This is a genomic window from Streptococcus infantis, from assembly GCF_047463275.1.
Classification (GTDB): Bacteria; Bacillota; Bacilli; order Lactobacillales; family Streptococcaceae; genus Streptococcus; species Streptococcus infantis_AF.
The window spans coordinates 17,047-32,308 of record NZ_JASHEE010000006.1 but is presented as its reverse complement, the minus strand read 5'-3'; the positions used below and the strand labels follow the sequence as shown (position 1 = coordinate 32,308).

Genomic DNA, 15,262 nt, shown 5'->3' with positions numbered 1-15,262 from the left:
AAAAACCTCCTAAAGCGAAATCCCCTTCATATTTGCTTCAAGAATGGGCATCTCAACACCTAACTCCTGACCTGTCTGATAGACACTTTGACAACAGTAGAAAATATCCTGTTTATCATTGTGCAAGGTCATAATTTTTCGTGTCAGCTCATTTTTCGCAAACATGATTTTCATGGCTTTTCCTGCAATCCATGAGGGAATTTTGTAAGGTAAGAGTTCAGCTTTATAAAGCTTCAAATTTACACCACGTGCTTCTACGACTTTCAGAGCCTCTCGAATGGCCTTGATGGCCAATGATAATTCCGAAGAACTATTCATCAAGTTCAGAGCCAGTTCTTCTGGGTTTTCCAGATTCCCTGAACGAGCAGCTGTCGAAGTAACACCCGCATTAATCGCCATGTGAATCCAAATCCACTCGACCATATCATGAGGCACTTCCCACTTCAAATCTGCAGAAGTCAGTAAATCCGTCAAATCACCATAGTTAGAAATGTGTGCTTTTTGCTCACCTTCTAGCATTAAATGGTCAAACAAGACGCCATCTAAATGATCCTCCTGCATATGACCACCCGCTGTCGGAAAAGACAGAATATAGTCGTAATCTCCTGCCCACTCCTGTACCTCTTTTCGAGTATCCCAGAAATTACAGAAGAAAACAAGTGTGCCTTTGATATTATTTTTTCGCAAGGTTTCCACAGCTTCTTTGACAAACCCATGACGCACACTGAGAAAAATAAAATCATATTCCGAATCAGTTTCCGCCACATGAACCTCATAGGTGTCGTGCTTATTTTCACCCTTGGAATGATAGCGACCATCTAGCAGATCAACCAACAACTCCTTGGGAGCATTGTTTTTCTTACTATCTCTCAGTACGTGTTCCACCTGATGACCTGCTTTTTGAAAAGCATAGGCATAAGTAGTCCCGATCACTCCAAGTCCTAGAATCGCTATTTTCCCTTAAAAATCAATTCCTTTCCAGCAGTAGTTGTCTGGCTTCTATTTTTCGACAAATGCGTTGACGATGAGTTGAATCATAGATTTTCTCAATTAAATTCAAAAATTTTCTTCTTCCTCAGGATCTTCGTAAGCAAAAAATTCAATCGAAAGTTTTATAGGACGGCTCGTTAATCCAAAACTCTTTATATAATCATAGACCTCATCATCATCGCGGATATGCTTTATAACTAGTTGGTTATTTGTTATCTCTACAACATGAATCCCTTCTGCATCAGGAATTTCTGGAATCTCTACATCGTCCGCATATGTAAATGTTAGAGTAGTAATATCATCTTCGAATACATCATCGAATTCTTCTACCATTTTAAAAATCAGTCCCTTTCCATCAATAGTTGTCTGGCTTCTCTTGTTTAACAAACGCGTTGACAATAATTTGAATCATAAACTGGTCTCCATTTAGCTTTAAAGATTATCATTTTCTAAGTCTTCATGTATAGAAAATTCAAATGAAATTCTCTCAGGAAGTCTAGGCAGGCCGTAACTACTCAGATAATCCTTAACTTCCTTCTCGGAACAAGAATATTCTAAGACTAGCTGATTACCAGCTCTCTCTAAAATATGAATCCCCTCTCTATCTGCAATCTCTGGAACAATCAAATCATCCGTATAGGTCAGTGTTACGGTCGTTATTTCATCATCTAGCAATTCATCAAATTCTTCTGCCATTTCAAAAATCAATCCCTTCCCCAAACTCATCCACACTATCCGGCACATCACTAAACAAAGTCACATGTCCCATTTTGCGGTTGTGCTTTGCTTCTAGTTTACCATATAAGTGGAGGTGAGCGCTTGGATTTTCTGTCACATATTTTTCAGCAGCTTCGACATGCTGGCCGAGGACATTGAGCATGACGGCTGGAGCATGGAGGTAGATTGCTGGAAGTGGTGCTCCGAGAACGCCCAAGATATGTGTGTCAAATTGTGAAAAATCACAGGCTTCGATTGAGTAGTGTCCAGAGTTATGTGGGCGTGGCGCGATTTCGTTGACGATGATGTCATCAGCAGTCTCAAACATTTCCACGCAAAGAGTTCCAGACAAGTTGAGTTGTTCAGCTATTCGTACTGCCATGGCTTTGGCTTTTTCTGCTAAACTTGCTGGAATACGAGCTGGCACGATAGTCTTAGACAGGATATTGTTGCGGTGGATATTTTCCTGAACGGGGAAAACCGTCACATCCTTACCATTCCCAGATACAATGACAGAAATCTCCAAGTCGAAATTGACAAATTCTTCCAAAACACAGTCAGCTGAATCCGCTAGTGCATAGGCTTCTTCTAAATCTTCCGCTGAGCGAATAACCTTTTGTCCATGGCCATCGTAGCCACCTGTCGCTGTCTTGAGGACATAGTTTTTCGATAGGTCAATATCTGCCAAATCTTGGCTTGAGGTCACAACCTTATAAGGTGCCACGGTGACTTGGGCCTTATTTGAGAGAAAGTCCTTTTCAAAAATACGGTTTTGAGAAATGCGAAGCAGGTCTGTCCCTTGTGGGAGTTGTCCATCTTTGATAACAGCATCCAAACCGTCAGCATCAACATTTTCAAATTCATAAGTGAGAACATCACAGCGTTCTGCCAACTGACGAAGAGCATCTACATCGTCGTAAGGGGCCACGATGATTTCCGCCACGCGAGAGGCCGGACAATCCACTGCAGGATCCAACGCGATAACCTTGTGCCCCATGTAGATAGCTGAGATCGCCATCATCTGACCAAGCTGACCGCCACCGATAATTCCGATTGTTTTAGATGAGCTCATTTGTAGACACCTCTGCGATTTTTCCTTGTTCTTCAGCAAAGTTAGCAAGTGCATCCGCAATGGCCTTGTCTTCTACTGAGAGGAGACGGAGGGCAAAGAGGGCTGCATTGGTTGCACCAGCTTCACCAATCGCCATAGTTGCGACTGGCACACCACCTGGCATCTGAACGATGGAATAGAGCGAATCCACACCGCTAAGAGCACGTGATTTGACGGGCACACCAATAACTGGAAGGGTTGTTTTAGCAGCAACCATCCCTGGCAAGTGAGCTGCGCCACCTGCACCCGCGATGATGACCTTGATGCCACGGCTACGTGCTTCCTCGGCATGTTTGAACATGAGGTCAGGTGTACGGTGGGCAGAGACAACTTTCTTTTCGTAGGCTACACCGAAACGGTCGAGGACTTCAGCTGTTTTTTGCATGGTTGCCCAGTCGGATTTTGAGCCCATGATGATGGAAATAATTGGTTTAGTCATAATTTTTCCTTTTTCTTCTTTATTGATAATGGTCTTAGGTGGTGGGGACGGAAGCAAACCTTCGGTTTCATTCCTAAAATTTGAGTCTAAGGTCTCAAATTTTCCCTAGACCAGAACAGATACTGTTCTGGTCTTTTCACCACGGCGACCTTTATCTTACTTTGGCTCGCTTTCGCTCGCCATGACAACTATAATATCTGTTAATCTTTTATGGCCTTGCTACCAATATCCGTACGGTAGAAGAGGCCTTCTGTTTGTTGTTGGGCGAGTTCTTGGTAGATGCTGGCCTGTGCTTCTTTGACGGTGTCTGCTGTGGTGACTAGCATATAGACACGTCCACCGTTTGATAGCAGTGCTCTGCTATTTTCAGCAAATTTAGCTCCGGCATAGTAAGTGATGATGTCGCCTTCTGTCTTGGTAGGAAGCTTGACACCTTTCTCATAAGCGAGTGGGTAGCCCTTTGATGCTACAACTACGCCCAGTGTCACACCCTTGTCCGTCCAAGTGATGGCCGGCTCTTGGCCATCCAAAATGTCCGTGATATTTTGTGCAAAATCTGATGTCAAGCGAGGCAAGATGATTTGCGTTTCAGGATCGCCGAAGCGAGCGTTGAACTCGATGACTTTGGGTCCATCAGCCGTCAAGATAAGACCGGCATAAAGGACACCTGTGTATGGACGACCTTCTTTGATCATACCTTCGAGGACTGGCTTGACAATGGTGTCAACCGCTGTGTCAACCACGCTCTGTGGCAAGTGAGGAACTGGCGCATAGGCACCCATACCACCCGTGTTAGGACCCTTATCGCCATCATAGGCACGTTTGTGGTCCTGAGCCGTTGGCATAATGTAGAACTTGTCGCCATTGACAAAGGCAAAAAGTGAAAATTCCTCTCCTGCAAGAAACTCCTCGATAACCACACGCGCACCTGAGTCGCCGAATTTATTGTCCAAAAGCATCTCGTGAGCAGCTTCAACTGCTTGCTCAACTGTCTCCGCAACGACGACACCTTTCCCAAGGGCCAAACCGTCTGCCTTGACGACGATTGGAGCACCTTTTTCTTCGATGTAGTCCTTGGCTTCCTCGAAATCTGAGAAGGTCCCATAGGTTGCTGTCGGAACGTCGTATTTGACCATGATTTCCTTAGCGAAATCCTTAGACCACTCAAGCTCAGCCGCAGCTTTAGTCGGACCAAAAGCCTTGAGACCAGCTTTATTAAAATCATCCACGATTCCAGCAGCAAGAGCGTCATCTGGCCCGATAAAGGACCAAGCAATATCGTTGGCTTTTGCAAACTCAATCAATTTAGAATGTTCGGAAATAAAGATATTTACCAATTCCAGACCATCCAGAGTCATCCCGTCATTCCCAGGAGCTACAAAGACTTTTTCAACATCTTTTGACTCAAGCAACTTCTTAGCAATGGCATGTTCACGACCACCCGAGCCGACAACTAACAGCTTCATCTTTCAACCTCTTTTGCGAATTATTTACTAATATTATAACATAAACGTTCGTTTTAATCTTGTTTCGTTTCGCTTTTAAAGCAAAAAAAGGAAAGAAACTGTTTTCTTCCCTTCTATTTTCTTAATGTCTAAAATGTCTCACACCCGTGAAGACCATGGTCAAGCCATATTTGTCAGCAGCTTCGATAGATTCTTGGTCACGGACGGATCCACCAGGCTGGATGATGGCCTTGATACCTGCCTTAGCAATTTCTTCCACGTTATCCGCAAATGGGAAGAAGGCATCCGAAGCAAGGACAGCGCCGTCAAGGCGATCTTTAGCTTGGTCAATAGCAATACGGACGGAAGCCACACGGTTAGTTTGACCTGGGCCAACACCCAGTGTCATGTGATCATTAGTCACGATGATTCCGTTTGATTTGACATACTTGATTGCTTTCCATGCAAACTCAAGGGCAGTCGCTTCTGTCTCAGTTGGCTGGCGTTTGGTCACCACTTGCCAGTCAGCTAGGCTTTCTTTGACCACGTCTTGATTTTGAACGAGGAGTCCACCGACAACACCTGTGTATTCTGCTTCCACTTCACTAGCATCTTGGGCATCAAATGGCAAGGCAAGAATGCGCAAATTTTTCTTTTTGTTGGTCAAAATGGCTAGCGCTTCATCTGTATAGCTTGGTGCGATGATGATTTCAAGGAAAACGCCGTGCATCTTCTCAGCTGTCGTAGCATCTACCTCACGGTTGAGAACGACGATACCACCAAAGATAGACACTGGGTCAGACTCATAAGCGTAGTCCCAGGCTGTTTCGATGTCATCAGCCTGACCGATTCCACATGGGTTCATGTGTTTGAGAGCCACAACCGTTGGGCGTTCTTTGAAATCGCGAATAATACGGATAGCTGCGTCCGCATCGCGAATGTTGTTAAAGGATAATTCCTTACCGTTAAGCTGTTTCGCTGATGCAATGGAGTAATCCGTTGGCAAGGCTTTTTGGTAGAAGTCTGCGTCTTGTTGAGGATTTTCACCGTAACGCATTGGTTGCTTGAGGTCATAAGTCAGAGTGAGTTTTTCAGGTTTGCTTTCACCCACTTGAGCTGTGAAGTATTCTGCAATCAAGGCATCATAAGCCGCTGTGTGACGGAAAACTTTAGCCGCCAAACGTTGACGAGTTTCGTAAGAGGTTTCGCCATTTGCTGCCAATTCGTCCAAAACCACAGCATAGTCAGCAGGGTCTACCACAACCGTCACGCTGGCGTGATTCTTCGCTGCTGAACGAAGCATTGATGGACCACCGATATCGATATTCTCAACCGCATCAGCGTACGTCACGTCTGGTTTAAGAATGGTTTCCTTGAATGGGTAAAGGTTGACCACAACAAGGTCAATCAATTCGATATTATTGTCCTTAGCTGCTTGAAGGTGGCTATCAAGGTCACGACGAGCGAGGAGACCGCCATGGATATTTGGGTGGAGGGTCTTGACACGACCGTCCATCATTTCTGGGAAACCAGTCACATCGTCAATGGCAATGGTATCAACACCAGCATTATCAAGGGAAACTTTGGTACCACCTGTTGAGATGATATCCCAACCAAGTTTTTTGAGTTCTTGGGCAAATTCAACAATGCCCGCCTTATCTGAGACTGAAATAAGTGCGCGTTTAGTCATGTTCTTTCTTTTCCTTTTTAAAAAAGTTCTTTCTTTGCTACAGTGCTACAGTCGAAAATTTTCTTTCAGCTCGAGAGCTTCCTTATTTTCGTGCAGCCCCCAAACTATCCAAGACTTCTGGATAGAGTTTGTACTCTGTTTCATGGATGCGAGCTTCAAAACTGTCGATGGTATCATCAGCTAACCGTGGCACACGGACTTGTTTGATGACCTTACCGGTATCAACACCAGAGTCCACCCAGTGAATAGTAACGCCGCTCTCAGTAACGCCAGCATTCCAAGCATCCTCAATACCATGAGCGCCTGGAAATTCAGGGAGAAAAGCTGGGTGAATATTGATGATACGGCCTTCATAAGCTGCTAGCAAGGTTGGGCCGACGATTTTCATATAGCCTGCGAGACAAACCAAGTCAATCTTGTGTTCATCCAAAAGTTCGACGATGGCTCCTTCGTAGTCTGCCTTGTTCTCAAACTCTTTAAGTTCAAAGGCATAAGATAAAACCCCTAGCTTTTCGGCACGTTCTAAGACATAGGCATCCCGGTGATCTGAAAAGACAAATTCTACTGGAAATTGTTCTGCAATCACCTGAAAGTTTGAGCCGTTGCCAGAGGCAAAAACAGCAATCTTTTTAGCCATTATTTAATCACCACACTTGCATCTGTCTTCTTGACAATCCGACCGATTTCATAAACAGGTTCGTCAAGAAGTTCCTTGACACGTTCCACATGTTCTGGTTTAACCGCAAGCATGAGACCAATACCCATGTTGAAGATTTCAAACATTTCTTCGTGTTTAATTTGTCCATATTTTTCAAGGGCTTTGAAAATTGGAAGAACTGGGACTTTGCTTTCGTCAATTTCAGCCGCCAAATCATCCGCGAACATACGAGGTACATTTTCGATGAAACCACCACCTGTGATGTGGGCAATTCCATTGACCAATTCTTCTTTGATCAGTGGCAAGACAGCCTTGACATAGATGCGAGTTGGCTCCAAAAGAACGTCTTTCAGTTTCTTACCTTCCAACTCAGGCAATACTTCTTCACCTGTATAATCGGCAAAGACACGACGGACGAGCGAGTAACCATTTGAGTGGATTCCGCTTGAAGCAAGTCCGAGAAGGACGTCTCCCTCTGCTACTTTTGAACCGTCGATGATTTGAGATTTTTCTGCAACACCAACAGCAAATCCAGCCAAGTCATAGTCGTCTTCGCCATACATACCAGGCATTTCAGCAGTTTCCCCACCGATGAGGGCCGCACCTGCTTGTACACAACCTTCAGCCACACCAGCAACCACTTGTTCTAGCTTAGCTGGTTCATTTTTACCAGTTGCTACGTAGTCAAGGAAGTAAAGGGGCTCAGCACCTGCAGCGATGATGTCATTGACGCACATGGCTACACAGTCTTGACCTATGGTATCGTGCTTGTCATACTTGATAGCAAGCATGAGCTTGGTTCCAACACCGTCCGTCCCTGAGATCAAAACAGGCTCTTTGACACCTGTTTTTGAAAGGTCAAACATACCACCAAAACCACCAAGAGCGCCCATCACACCTGCACGCTCTGTACGTGCCACGTGTTTTTTAATTCGTTCAACAACTTCATAACCCGCTTCAACATCTACACCAGACTGCGCGTATGCATTTTTATTTGTCATTTGTTTTTTCCTTTTCCTTTCCTTCAATGGGGAATTTTATTTGTAAAAACTCGTTTTTTCTTCCAAACTTCTACGATATTCTTCTTCATAGTCGTAGAGAGGAGTTGGATATTTCCCATCAAAGTAAGCCACACAGAGGCCGCCATTTGGCGCATCTGTTTCGATGCCGATAGAATCAATCAAGCCATCAATCGAAAGATAGGTCAAACTATCCGCACCAATGATTTGGCAAGTTTCCTCAACGGTATGATTGGCCGCAATCAATTCCTCACGACTCTGAATATCAATTCCATAGAAACATGGATAAGCCAGAGCTGGGCTAGCAATCGCCACATGAACTTCTGTAGCACCTGCTTCTTTCAGCAATTTTACGATACGACGAGATGTCGTGCCTCGTACAATCGAGTCATCAATCATGACCACACGTTTTCCTTTAACCACACCAGAAACAGCAGATAACTTCATCCGAACCCCTTGCTCGCGCAATTCTTGGGTCGGCTGGATGAAGGTTCGTTGGGTATATTGGTTCTTGATGAGCCCCATTTCATTTGGCAGACCTGATTCTTCCGCAAATCCCATAGCTGCGCTAAGAGAGGAGTTTGGCACCCCGACTACGATATCGGCTTCATACTTGAACTCACGTGCCAGTTGAGCTCCCATTCTCTTACGGGCCGTATGGACATTGACTCCGTGGATATTGGAGTCAGGACGTGCGAAGTAGATATACTCCATGGAACAGATAGCCAACTGAGTATCGTTTGTATAGTTGTCATACTGGATACCACTATCATCAATAATGACAATCTCGCCTGGTTTTACGTCGCGAATCCACTCAGCACCGATTACTTCAAAGGCACAGGTTTCAGATGAAACCACTACTGCTCCATTAGCCATTTTCCCGATTGACAGAGGACGGAACCCATTTGGATCAAGCGCTGCAATTAACTTATCTTCAAACATCAAGAGATAAGCAAAACCACCTTTGACAAGACTGAGTGCTTCCTTAATTTTACCCATCAGGTTTGGATTGTGGCTACGGCGAATAAGGTGAGCCAAGATTTCAGAGTCAGAGGTTGAGCTGAAAATCGCTCCTCTTTGTTCCAATTCTTGCTTGAGCGATTCTGCATTGGTCAGATTCCCATTATGAGCCAAACCAAACTGCATATCATGAAAGCGGAAAAGGAAAGGTTGGATATTGTCTACAGAAGCTTCTCCCGCAGTCGCATAACGCACGTGTCCAATAGCTCCAGTTCCTGTCAATTTATCCAAATTCGCAGGATTTTTGAAGACTTCTGATAAAAGCCCCATATCACGATGACGCTTCAATTTCCCTTGGTCATTGGAGAGGATTCCTGCCCCCTCCTGACCACGGTGCTGAAGACTATGGAGTCCAAAATAGGTCAATTTGGCAGCGTCTGGGTGACCCCAGATACCAAAAACACCACATTCTTCATTAAGAGATTTTACTTCGTATGTCATTTTATATACCTAATTTTTATTTGTGTATCATTTCTTAACGATACTAGAGCGGAATGATACGGCAGAAGCTCGTTTCACTCGCAACAACAAATCATTTGCAATTATCGCAAGTTAGATCTACTTGATTTTACATTTACTGATGGTTATCTATTAGAAAATCTGCAAAGCCTATTTCCCAGTAAAGTATTTAACCGCTGATGCAAAGAGGTGTTGGTCTTTATTTCCTGGAATATTTTGGAAGAGACCGTCTTCGAAACGTTCTGAGTGTCCCATCTTACCAATGATTTGACCGTTCTTGCTTGTGATACCTTCAATCGCATTGACAGAACCGTTAGGATTGTATTTAGAATCCATGCTTGGTTTGCCTTCGAAGTCAACATATTGGCTAAAGATTTGACCATTGTCACGAAGTTCTGCAAATTCCTCAGCTGTCACGACAAACTTACCTTCACCATGTGATACTGGGATGGCATGGATGTCACCAACTTTCACGCCAGCAAGCCATGGTGAGTTGGTGTTGGCAATACGTGTTTCAACCATCTTAGCCACGTGTTGGTTGGCATCATTGTAGAAGAGGGTTGGACTCGTGCTACTTGCATCTTCAAAGTTACCGTATGGAAGAAGACCTGATTTGACAAGAGCTTGGAATCCGTTACAGATACCGATGATCAAACCACCGCCTTCGATGAAGCTATCAATGGCTGAACGTACTTTTTCATTGAGCAAGATATTAACGATGAATTTAGCTGATCCATCTGGTTCATCGGCGGCTGAGAAGCCACCGGCAAAGAAGATAATGTTTGCTTTTTCAATGTTGTCAACCATGGTGTCAACAGACTTGACAATCGCTTCTTCATTCAGTGTGACAAATGGTACCAAGTTGACTTTGGCCCCTTCTTTTTCAAAGGCCTTAGCGGAGTCATACTCCGAGTTGGTCCCTGGGAACACCGGGATGTAAACCACTGGTGTCTCAACTGTTTCTTTGGCTTTGATCACAGCATCTGATGCCACAGCAGGTACTTCTTCCAACTCAGTTGCTTGTACAAATTCCGTTGGGTAAACCTCTTCCAATTTACCTTGGAAGGCACTGTCAAGTTTGTGTCCATCAAGCCTTACACCATTGACAGTAAGTGTAAAGTCAGCTGCTGTTTGTCCAATCTTGGCAACACCTGAAATCTCTTCCGGAGATGTGAAGACGAATCCACCCAATTGAGCTGTCAAGGCAGTCTCAAGATTTTCAAGGGTTACAGTGGCACCAATATGGTTACCAAATGTTGCAAGGACAAGAGCTTCAAGGACACCACCATATTTGACAGCTGATGCTGCTGTCACTTTGTGATCAGCTTGTATAGCTTCAAACTGAGCAAAGTTAGACTTGATAAGATCAAAGTCAATTTCTTGTCCCAAAGCTTGACCTGGGATGTAATAGATATTTTCACCAGTAGCTTTAAATTCTGGAGAAAGGACCTTACGGCTATCTGCAGTTGTGACACCAAAAGCAACCAAGGTTGGTGGTACTGTCAATTCTTCAAAGGTACCAGACATAGAGTCTTTCCCACCGATAGATGGCAAACCAAGTTGAATCTGAGCTTCAATAGAGCCTAGAAGAGCAGCTACTGGTTGACCAAAACGCTCTGCTTGTTTATCCATACGCTCGAAGTATTCTTGATAAGAGAAACGAGCCTTAGACCAGTTTGCACCGGCAGCAACCAAACGAGCGGTTGCTTCGATGACCGCATAAGCAGCACCATGATATGGAGACCATTCTGCTACATAAGGGTTGAACCCTTGCGCCATAACAGAAGCAGTTGTTGTCACACCATGTTGGACTGGCAATTTCTGTACAGAAGCTTCCGTTGGTGTGATTTGGTAGCGACCACCAAGTGGGTGATTGACTGTTGAACGACCAACTGAGCTATCAAAGATGGTTTGTAACCCTTTTTGGCTAACATGGTTAAGATCTGCCAAGACTTCAAGAGTATCTGCTTCAAGGGTTTCGGTAGATGTTTGGCGTTCTTCTGGAAGCTTGACATCCTTGTCAACCACCTTAGCATCCACAACTACACGTACACCGTTTGTATCAAGGAAACGACGTTCCAAATCAACGATGGTTTCGCCATTCCAGTGCATAACAAGATTTGGTTTTTCAGTCACTGTCGCAACGACAACAGCATCAATATTTTCTTTATTACATGCTGCAATGAAGGCATCTACATCATCTGGACGAACCACTACAGCCATCCGTTCTTGAGATTCAGAGATGGCAATTTCTGTACCGTTCAAACCTTGGTATTTCAATGGCACTTTGTCTAGATCAATTTCAAGACCATCAGCCAATTCACCGATAGCCACACAGACACCACCAGCACCAAAGTCATTTGATTTCTTGATAAGACGTGTCACTTCCCCATTACGGAAAAGACGTTGGATCTTACGTTCTTCGATAGCATTCCCTTTTTGAACCTCAGCACCAGCTGTCTCAACAGATTCAACTGTTTGAACTTTAGAAGAACCTGTCGCACCACCGACACCATCACGTCCAGTCTTACCACCGAGCAAGATAATCACATCACCTGCTTCAGGTTTTTCACGAACAACATTTCCCTTGGGAGCCGCACCGACAACGGCACCTAGCTCCATACGTTTCGCAACGAAACCAGGGTGGAAGTATTCACGAACATAAGTTGTTGCAAGACCAATTTGGTTACCATATGAAGAATAACCGTGAGCCGCTGTTTTAGAAATTACTTGTTGTGGCAATTTACCAACACGAGTTTCAGCAATTGGTGTTGTAATATCACCAGCACCTGAGATACGCATGGCTTGGTAAACATATGAACGACCTGACAATGGGTCACGAATGGCCCCACCGATACAAGTAGCCGCTCCACCAAATGGTTCAATCTCCGTTGGGTGGTTGTGGGTTTCGTTCTTGAACATGAGAAGCCATGGTTCTTTGACACCATTAACATCCACTTCAATTTCAACAGAGCAGGCATTGATTTCATCAGACACTTCCATGTCGTCCAAACGACCATTAGCACGCTCATAACGACCAAAAATAGTCGCCATATCCATCAAAGTTTGAGGTTTTTCCGTACGTCCCAACTCATCACGCATGGCGATATACTTGTCATAAGTCGCTTGCAATTGTTTTTGGAATTTAGAAGCTGAGAAGTCGATGTTTTTCAACTCAGTCTCGAAAGTGGTGTGACGACAGTGGTCAGACCAGTAAGTATCCAACACCTTCAACTCAGTCTCAGTTGGCACACGTCCAATTGACTTGTAATAGTCTTGAATGAAGAGAAGGTCATCCACTTCCATGGCCAATCCTTGTTCTGCCTTATACTGTGCAAAATCTTCTGCTGTATATGTTTCAAAGAAATCCAAATTTGGAATGGTCTTGTCAGACTCAGAGAAATCCTGTTTCGCAATACCAACAGTGATATCTTTGAAACGAGAATCCACTGGGTTCAAGAGGTAGTTTTTGACAGCTTCCAATTCATTCGCATCAATATCCTTATTGACCAAGTAGAGTTGTGCTGTATTCACCGTTACATCACTTGAGCTACCAAGCAAAAGCAAAGCTTCCTGTGAAGATGCTGCACGTTGGTCAAATTGACCAGGCAAACTTTCGATAGCAAAGAAAGCAACCTTCTCAAGATCAGCCTGAACCGCAGCTTCATCCAAAACAGTATCGGTCACTTGCTCAGAGAAGATGTGTTTTTCCGCACGCGCAAACAAATCCTCTGCCAAACCAAAAACATCATAAACCTGAACAATCCGAAGATCCTTCAAGGTTTTCAACTGAAGATTATGCTGTAATTCTTTTACTAAAGAGTCAGATTTGACACGAAAATCAGCTTTTTTCTCAACGAAAATACGTTTATCCATTTTAGTTCCTTTATCTATTTCTACTTAAAGATTGTAATGACGACCAAGTATAACTTTACTTCAATCCCTGCAATTTTTCTAACACGACCTTATAAACATCCGTTAGACTGCCCAAATCTCTACGGAAAACATCCTTGTCCATATGGTGCCCCTCAGCATCCCAAAGGCGACAGTTATCTGGTGAAAATTCGTCTGCCAAGATGATTTTGCCATCCTTATCAAAACCAAATTCCAATTTAAAGTCAATCAAACGAAGACCAATTTGTGCAAACCAATCTTTCAGCAATTCATTGATACGACGCGTTTCTTCCTTGATATAAGCAATTTGTTCATCATTGGCAATATCCAAGAACTTCACATGCTCATCATTGATGAATGGATCATCCAAATCATCGTTCTTATAGTAAAATTCAACGATTGGAGTTTCCAAATCCAAACCTTCTTCAACGCCAAACCGTTTGGAGAAAGAACCCGCAGTCACGTTACGAAGCACAACCTCCAAAGGAATGATTGAAACCTTCTTGTTAAGTTGTTCTGTATCAGAAATACGTTCGATAAAGTGAGTAGCCACACCCGCAGCATTCAATTTTTCAAAAATAAGAGACGAAATCTGATTATTCAGTACACCTTTGCCTTTGATAGTCTCTTTGCGAGCACCATTCAGCATGGTAGCCTGGTCCTTATAAACGGACTTAATCACATTTTCGTCTTCAGTAGTATAGATATCTTTAGCTTTTCCCGTATAAATAAGTTTACTGGACATTTTATTATTCGCCTTTCGTATTACTTGGCCTCATTCTAACACAAAAACAGGCAGAAATCAAATATTTTGCGAACAATAACGTATTCGCCCTTTGAGTTTTATAAAAACTGTAAATCATTTTAGGATTACAGTTTTAAAATATTATTTTAAAAAGTGAACATTATTCCCTATTCAAAAAATCATCCAAATAATAGCGTAAATAACTTTTCTTGCCTGTGATTATTTGTAAGCGGCCTTCTAATCCATATCTAAGCTTTTCAGCTTGTTCTTGAGTTATTTTTGTTTCCGCTTCTATTTTAAAGAAATTTCCTTGGTCAGTTTTGGTTGCAATTGTATCAATACTAGTGATAGTAGAAACAAGTCTCACTTGATCATTGGTGGCATTAGTCGTGGTAAAGCGCACAAAATCTCCAATCTTGATTCCCACAATATCTTTTGAACTAAGATAAGCCGTCAATTTTGCTGTTCCTTCTCTATCCAATAGTGGATATAATTTAGCCAGTAATTTTCCTTCTGTGACTACCGCAGATTGATTCCTTTCAGGATTGAGATAAAGAACTCCGTCCTCCTTGGCTCTTATTGTTCCTCCTTCGAGTAAGCTAGTTTGGCTTTTTTCTCCTATTTCTGCTTCTAAATCTATCTGCTCTTGTACAATCGAAGAATTCTGAGAAGAGAGACCTATATTTTGACGTGTAGCACTATTCTTAAGATTACTTGTTTTACTTTGATGGTCTCTAAAGTTATCCAACTGACTAGCATTGACTTCATCCTGAAGTACATCACCTAATTCCTGATACTGAACAAGTAAATCTCCTTGTTGCACCTGTTTGTTCCCTTCCAGATAATTAACTACCATACGCCGATTACTAGTTAACTGGATATTAGCAATGATACGACTAGGTTCAACTGTAGCTTTCGAAGATAAACTTATTTCCTTTTCTGCAAACATTGCAAATCCAAACATAAACACTACCAAAAGTGACATAGGAAAAATCACTCGACTGGAAAAATTATGATAACGTCGATTATAAAATTCCGTACTTTCTAAAAATTCAAGGTACATTCTTTATCCTTT

General features: G+C 43.2%; 13 protein-coding genes. All 13 read right to left on the bottom strand.

Annotation, left to right across the window (positions count from 1 at the left end; all coding sequences use genetic code 11):
- Window positions 1-9: 9 nt before the first annotated feature.
- The gene (locus QM923_RS08815) at window positions 10-954 is read right to left on the bottom strand and encodes a ketopantoate reductase family protein (protein ID WP_414291606.1); all 945 of its coding nucleotides are present in this window, start codon (window positions 952-954) and stop codon (window positions 10-12) included.
- Window positions 955-1,056: 102 nt separating this feature from the next.
- Window positions 1,057-1,323 carry a hypothetical protein gene (locus tag QM923_RS08810; protein WP_414291576.1) on the bottom strand — a complete coding sequence of 89 codons (267 nt, stop codon included), beginning with the start codon at window positions 1,321-1,323 and terminating at the stop codon, window positions 1,057-1,059.
- Between the two features lie 99 nt (window positions 1,324-1,422).
- Window positions 1,423-1,686, bottom strand: a complete 264-nt coding sequence (locus QM923_RS08805; RefSeq protein ID WP_371495608.1) for a hypothetical protein — start codon at window positions 1,684-1,686, stop codon at window positions 1,423-1,425.
- A 1-nt stretch (window position 1,687) separates the two neighbouring features.
- On the bottom strand, window positions 1,688-2,779 hold the full coding sequence (gene purK, locus QM923_RS08800; RefSeq protein WP_414291575.1) for a 5-(carboxyamino)imidazole ribonucleotide synthase: 1,092 nt from the start codon (window positions 2,777-2,779) through the stop codon (window positions 1,688-1,690).
- A complete protein-coding gene (gene purE / locus QM923_RS08795; RefSeq protein ID WP_414291574.1) occupies window positions 2,766-3,257 on the bottom strand; it encodes a 5-(carboxyamino)imidazole ribonucleotide mutase in 492 nt (163 codons plus the stop codon). Before purE ends, purK begins: the two co-directional genes overlap by 14 nt.
- Window positions 3,258-3,457: 200 nt before the next feature.
- Window positions 3,458-4,723, bottom strand: a complete 1,266-nt coding sequence (gene purD, locus QM923_RS08790) for a phosphoribosylamine--glycine ligase (protein ID WP_414291573.1) — start codon at window positions 4,721-4,723, stop codon at window positions 3,458-3,460.
- 121 nt (window positions 4,724-4,844) lie between these two features.
- Complete coding sequence (purH, locus tag QM923_RS08785; protein ID WP_414291572.1) at window positions 4,845-6,392, bottom strand: bifunctional phosphoribosylaminoimidazolecarboxamide formyltransferase/IMP cyclohydrolase; 1,548 nt, start codon at window positions 6,390-6,392, stop codon at window positions 4,845-4,847.
- A gap of 82 nt (window positions 6,393-6,474) precedes the next feature.
- A complete protein-coding gene (gene purN, locus QM923_RS08780) occupies window positions 6,475-7,029 on the bottom strand; it encodes a phosphoribosylglycinamide formyltransferase (RefSeq protein WP_414291571.1) in 555 nt (184 codons plus the stop codon).
- Complete coding sequence (purM, locus tag QM923_RS08775; RefSeq protein WP_414291570.1) at window positions 7,029-8,051, bottom strand: phosphoribosylformylglycinamidine cyclo-ligase; 1,023 nt, start codon at window positions 8,049-8,051, stop codon at window positions 7,029-7,031. The genes purN and purM overlap by 1 nt, the downstream gene beginning before the upstream one ends.
- A 36-nt stretch (window positions 8,052-8,087) precedes the next feature.
- Window positions 8,088-9,530 carry an amidophosphoribosyltransferase gene (gene purF, locus QM923_RS08770; RefSeq protein WP_414291569.1) on the bottom strand — a complete coding sequence of 481 codons (1,443 nt, stop codon included), beginning with the start codon at window positions 9,528-9,530 and terminating at the stop codon, window positions 8,088-8,090.
- A gap of 168 nt (window positions 9,531-9,698) precedes the next feature.
- Window positions 9,699-13,424: a phosphoribosylformylglycinamidine synthase gene (locus QM923_RS08765; protein ID WP_414291568.1), complete on the bottom strand. Its 3,726-nt coding sequence runs from the start codon at window positions 13,422-13,424 to the stop codon at window positions 9,699-9,701.
- Between the two features lie 55 nt (window positions 13,425-13,479).
- On the bottom strand, window positions 13,480-14,187 hold the full coding sequence (gene purC / locus QM923_RS08760) for a phosphoribosylaminoimidazolesuccinocarboxamide synthase (protein ID WP_414291567.1): 708 nt from the start codon (window positions 14,185-14,187) through the stop codon (window positions 13,480-13,482).
- A gap of 160 nt (window positions 14,188-14,347) precedes the next feature.
- Complete coding sequence (locus QM923_RS08755; protein WP_414291566.1) at window positions 14,348-15,250, bottom strand: HlyD family efflux transporter periplasmic adaptor subunit; 903 nt, start codon at window positions 15,248-15,250, stop codon at window positions 14,348-14,350.
- Between the last annotated feature and the right edge of the window lie 12 nt (window positions 15,251-15,262).

Coding starts and splice junctions, on each gene's coding strand:
- QM923_RS08810 (WP_414291576.1), bottom strand. CDS start 1,323: ATGGTAGAAGAATTCGATGATGTATTCGAAGATGATATTACTACTCTA.
- QM923_RS08805 (WP_371495608.1), bottom strand. CDS start 1,686: ATGGCAGAAGAATTTGATGAATTGCTAGATGATGAAATAACGACCGTA.
- purK (WP_414291575.1), bottom strand. CDS start 2,779: ATGAGCTCATCTAAAACAATCGGAATTATCGGTGGCGGTCAGCTTGGT.
- purE (WP_414291574.1), bottom strand. CDS start 3,257: ATGACTAAACCAATTATTTCCATCATCATGGGCTCAAAATCCGACTGG.
- purD (WP_414291573.1), bottom strand. CDS start 4,723: ATGAAGCTGTTAGTTGTCGGCTCGGGTGGTCGTGAACATGCCATTGCT.
- purH (WP_414291572.1), bottom strand. CDS start 6,392: ATGACTAAACGCGCACTTATTTCAGTCTCAGATAAGGCGGGCATTGTT.
- purN (WP_414291571.1), bottom strand. CDS start 7,029: ATGGCTAAAAAGATTGCTGTTTTTGCCTCTGGCAACGGCTCAAACTTT.
- purM (WP_414291570.1), bottom strand. CDS start 8,051: ATGACAAATAAAAATGCATACGCGCAGTCTGGTGTAGATGTTGAAGCG.
- purF (WP_414291569.1), bottom strand. CDS start 9,530: ATGACATACGAAGTAAAATCTCTTAATGAAGAATGTGGTGTTTTTGGT.
- QM923_RS08765 (WP_414291568.1), bottom strand. CDS start 13,424: ATGGATAAACGTATTTTCGTTGAGAAAAAAGCTGATTTTCGTGTCAAA.
- purC (WP_414291567.1), bottom strand. CDS start 14,187: ATGTCCAGTAAACTTATTTATACGGGAAAAGCTAAAGATATCTATACT.
- QM923_RS08755 (WP_414291566.1), bottom strand. CDS start 15,250: ATGTACCTTGAATTTTTAGAAAGTACGGAATTTTATAATCGACGTTAT.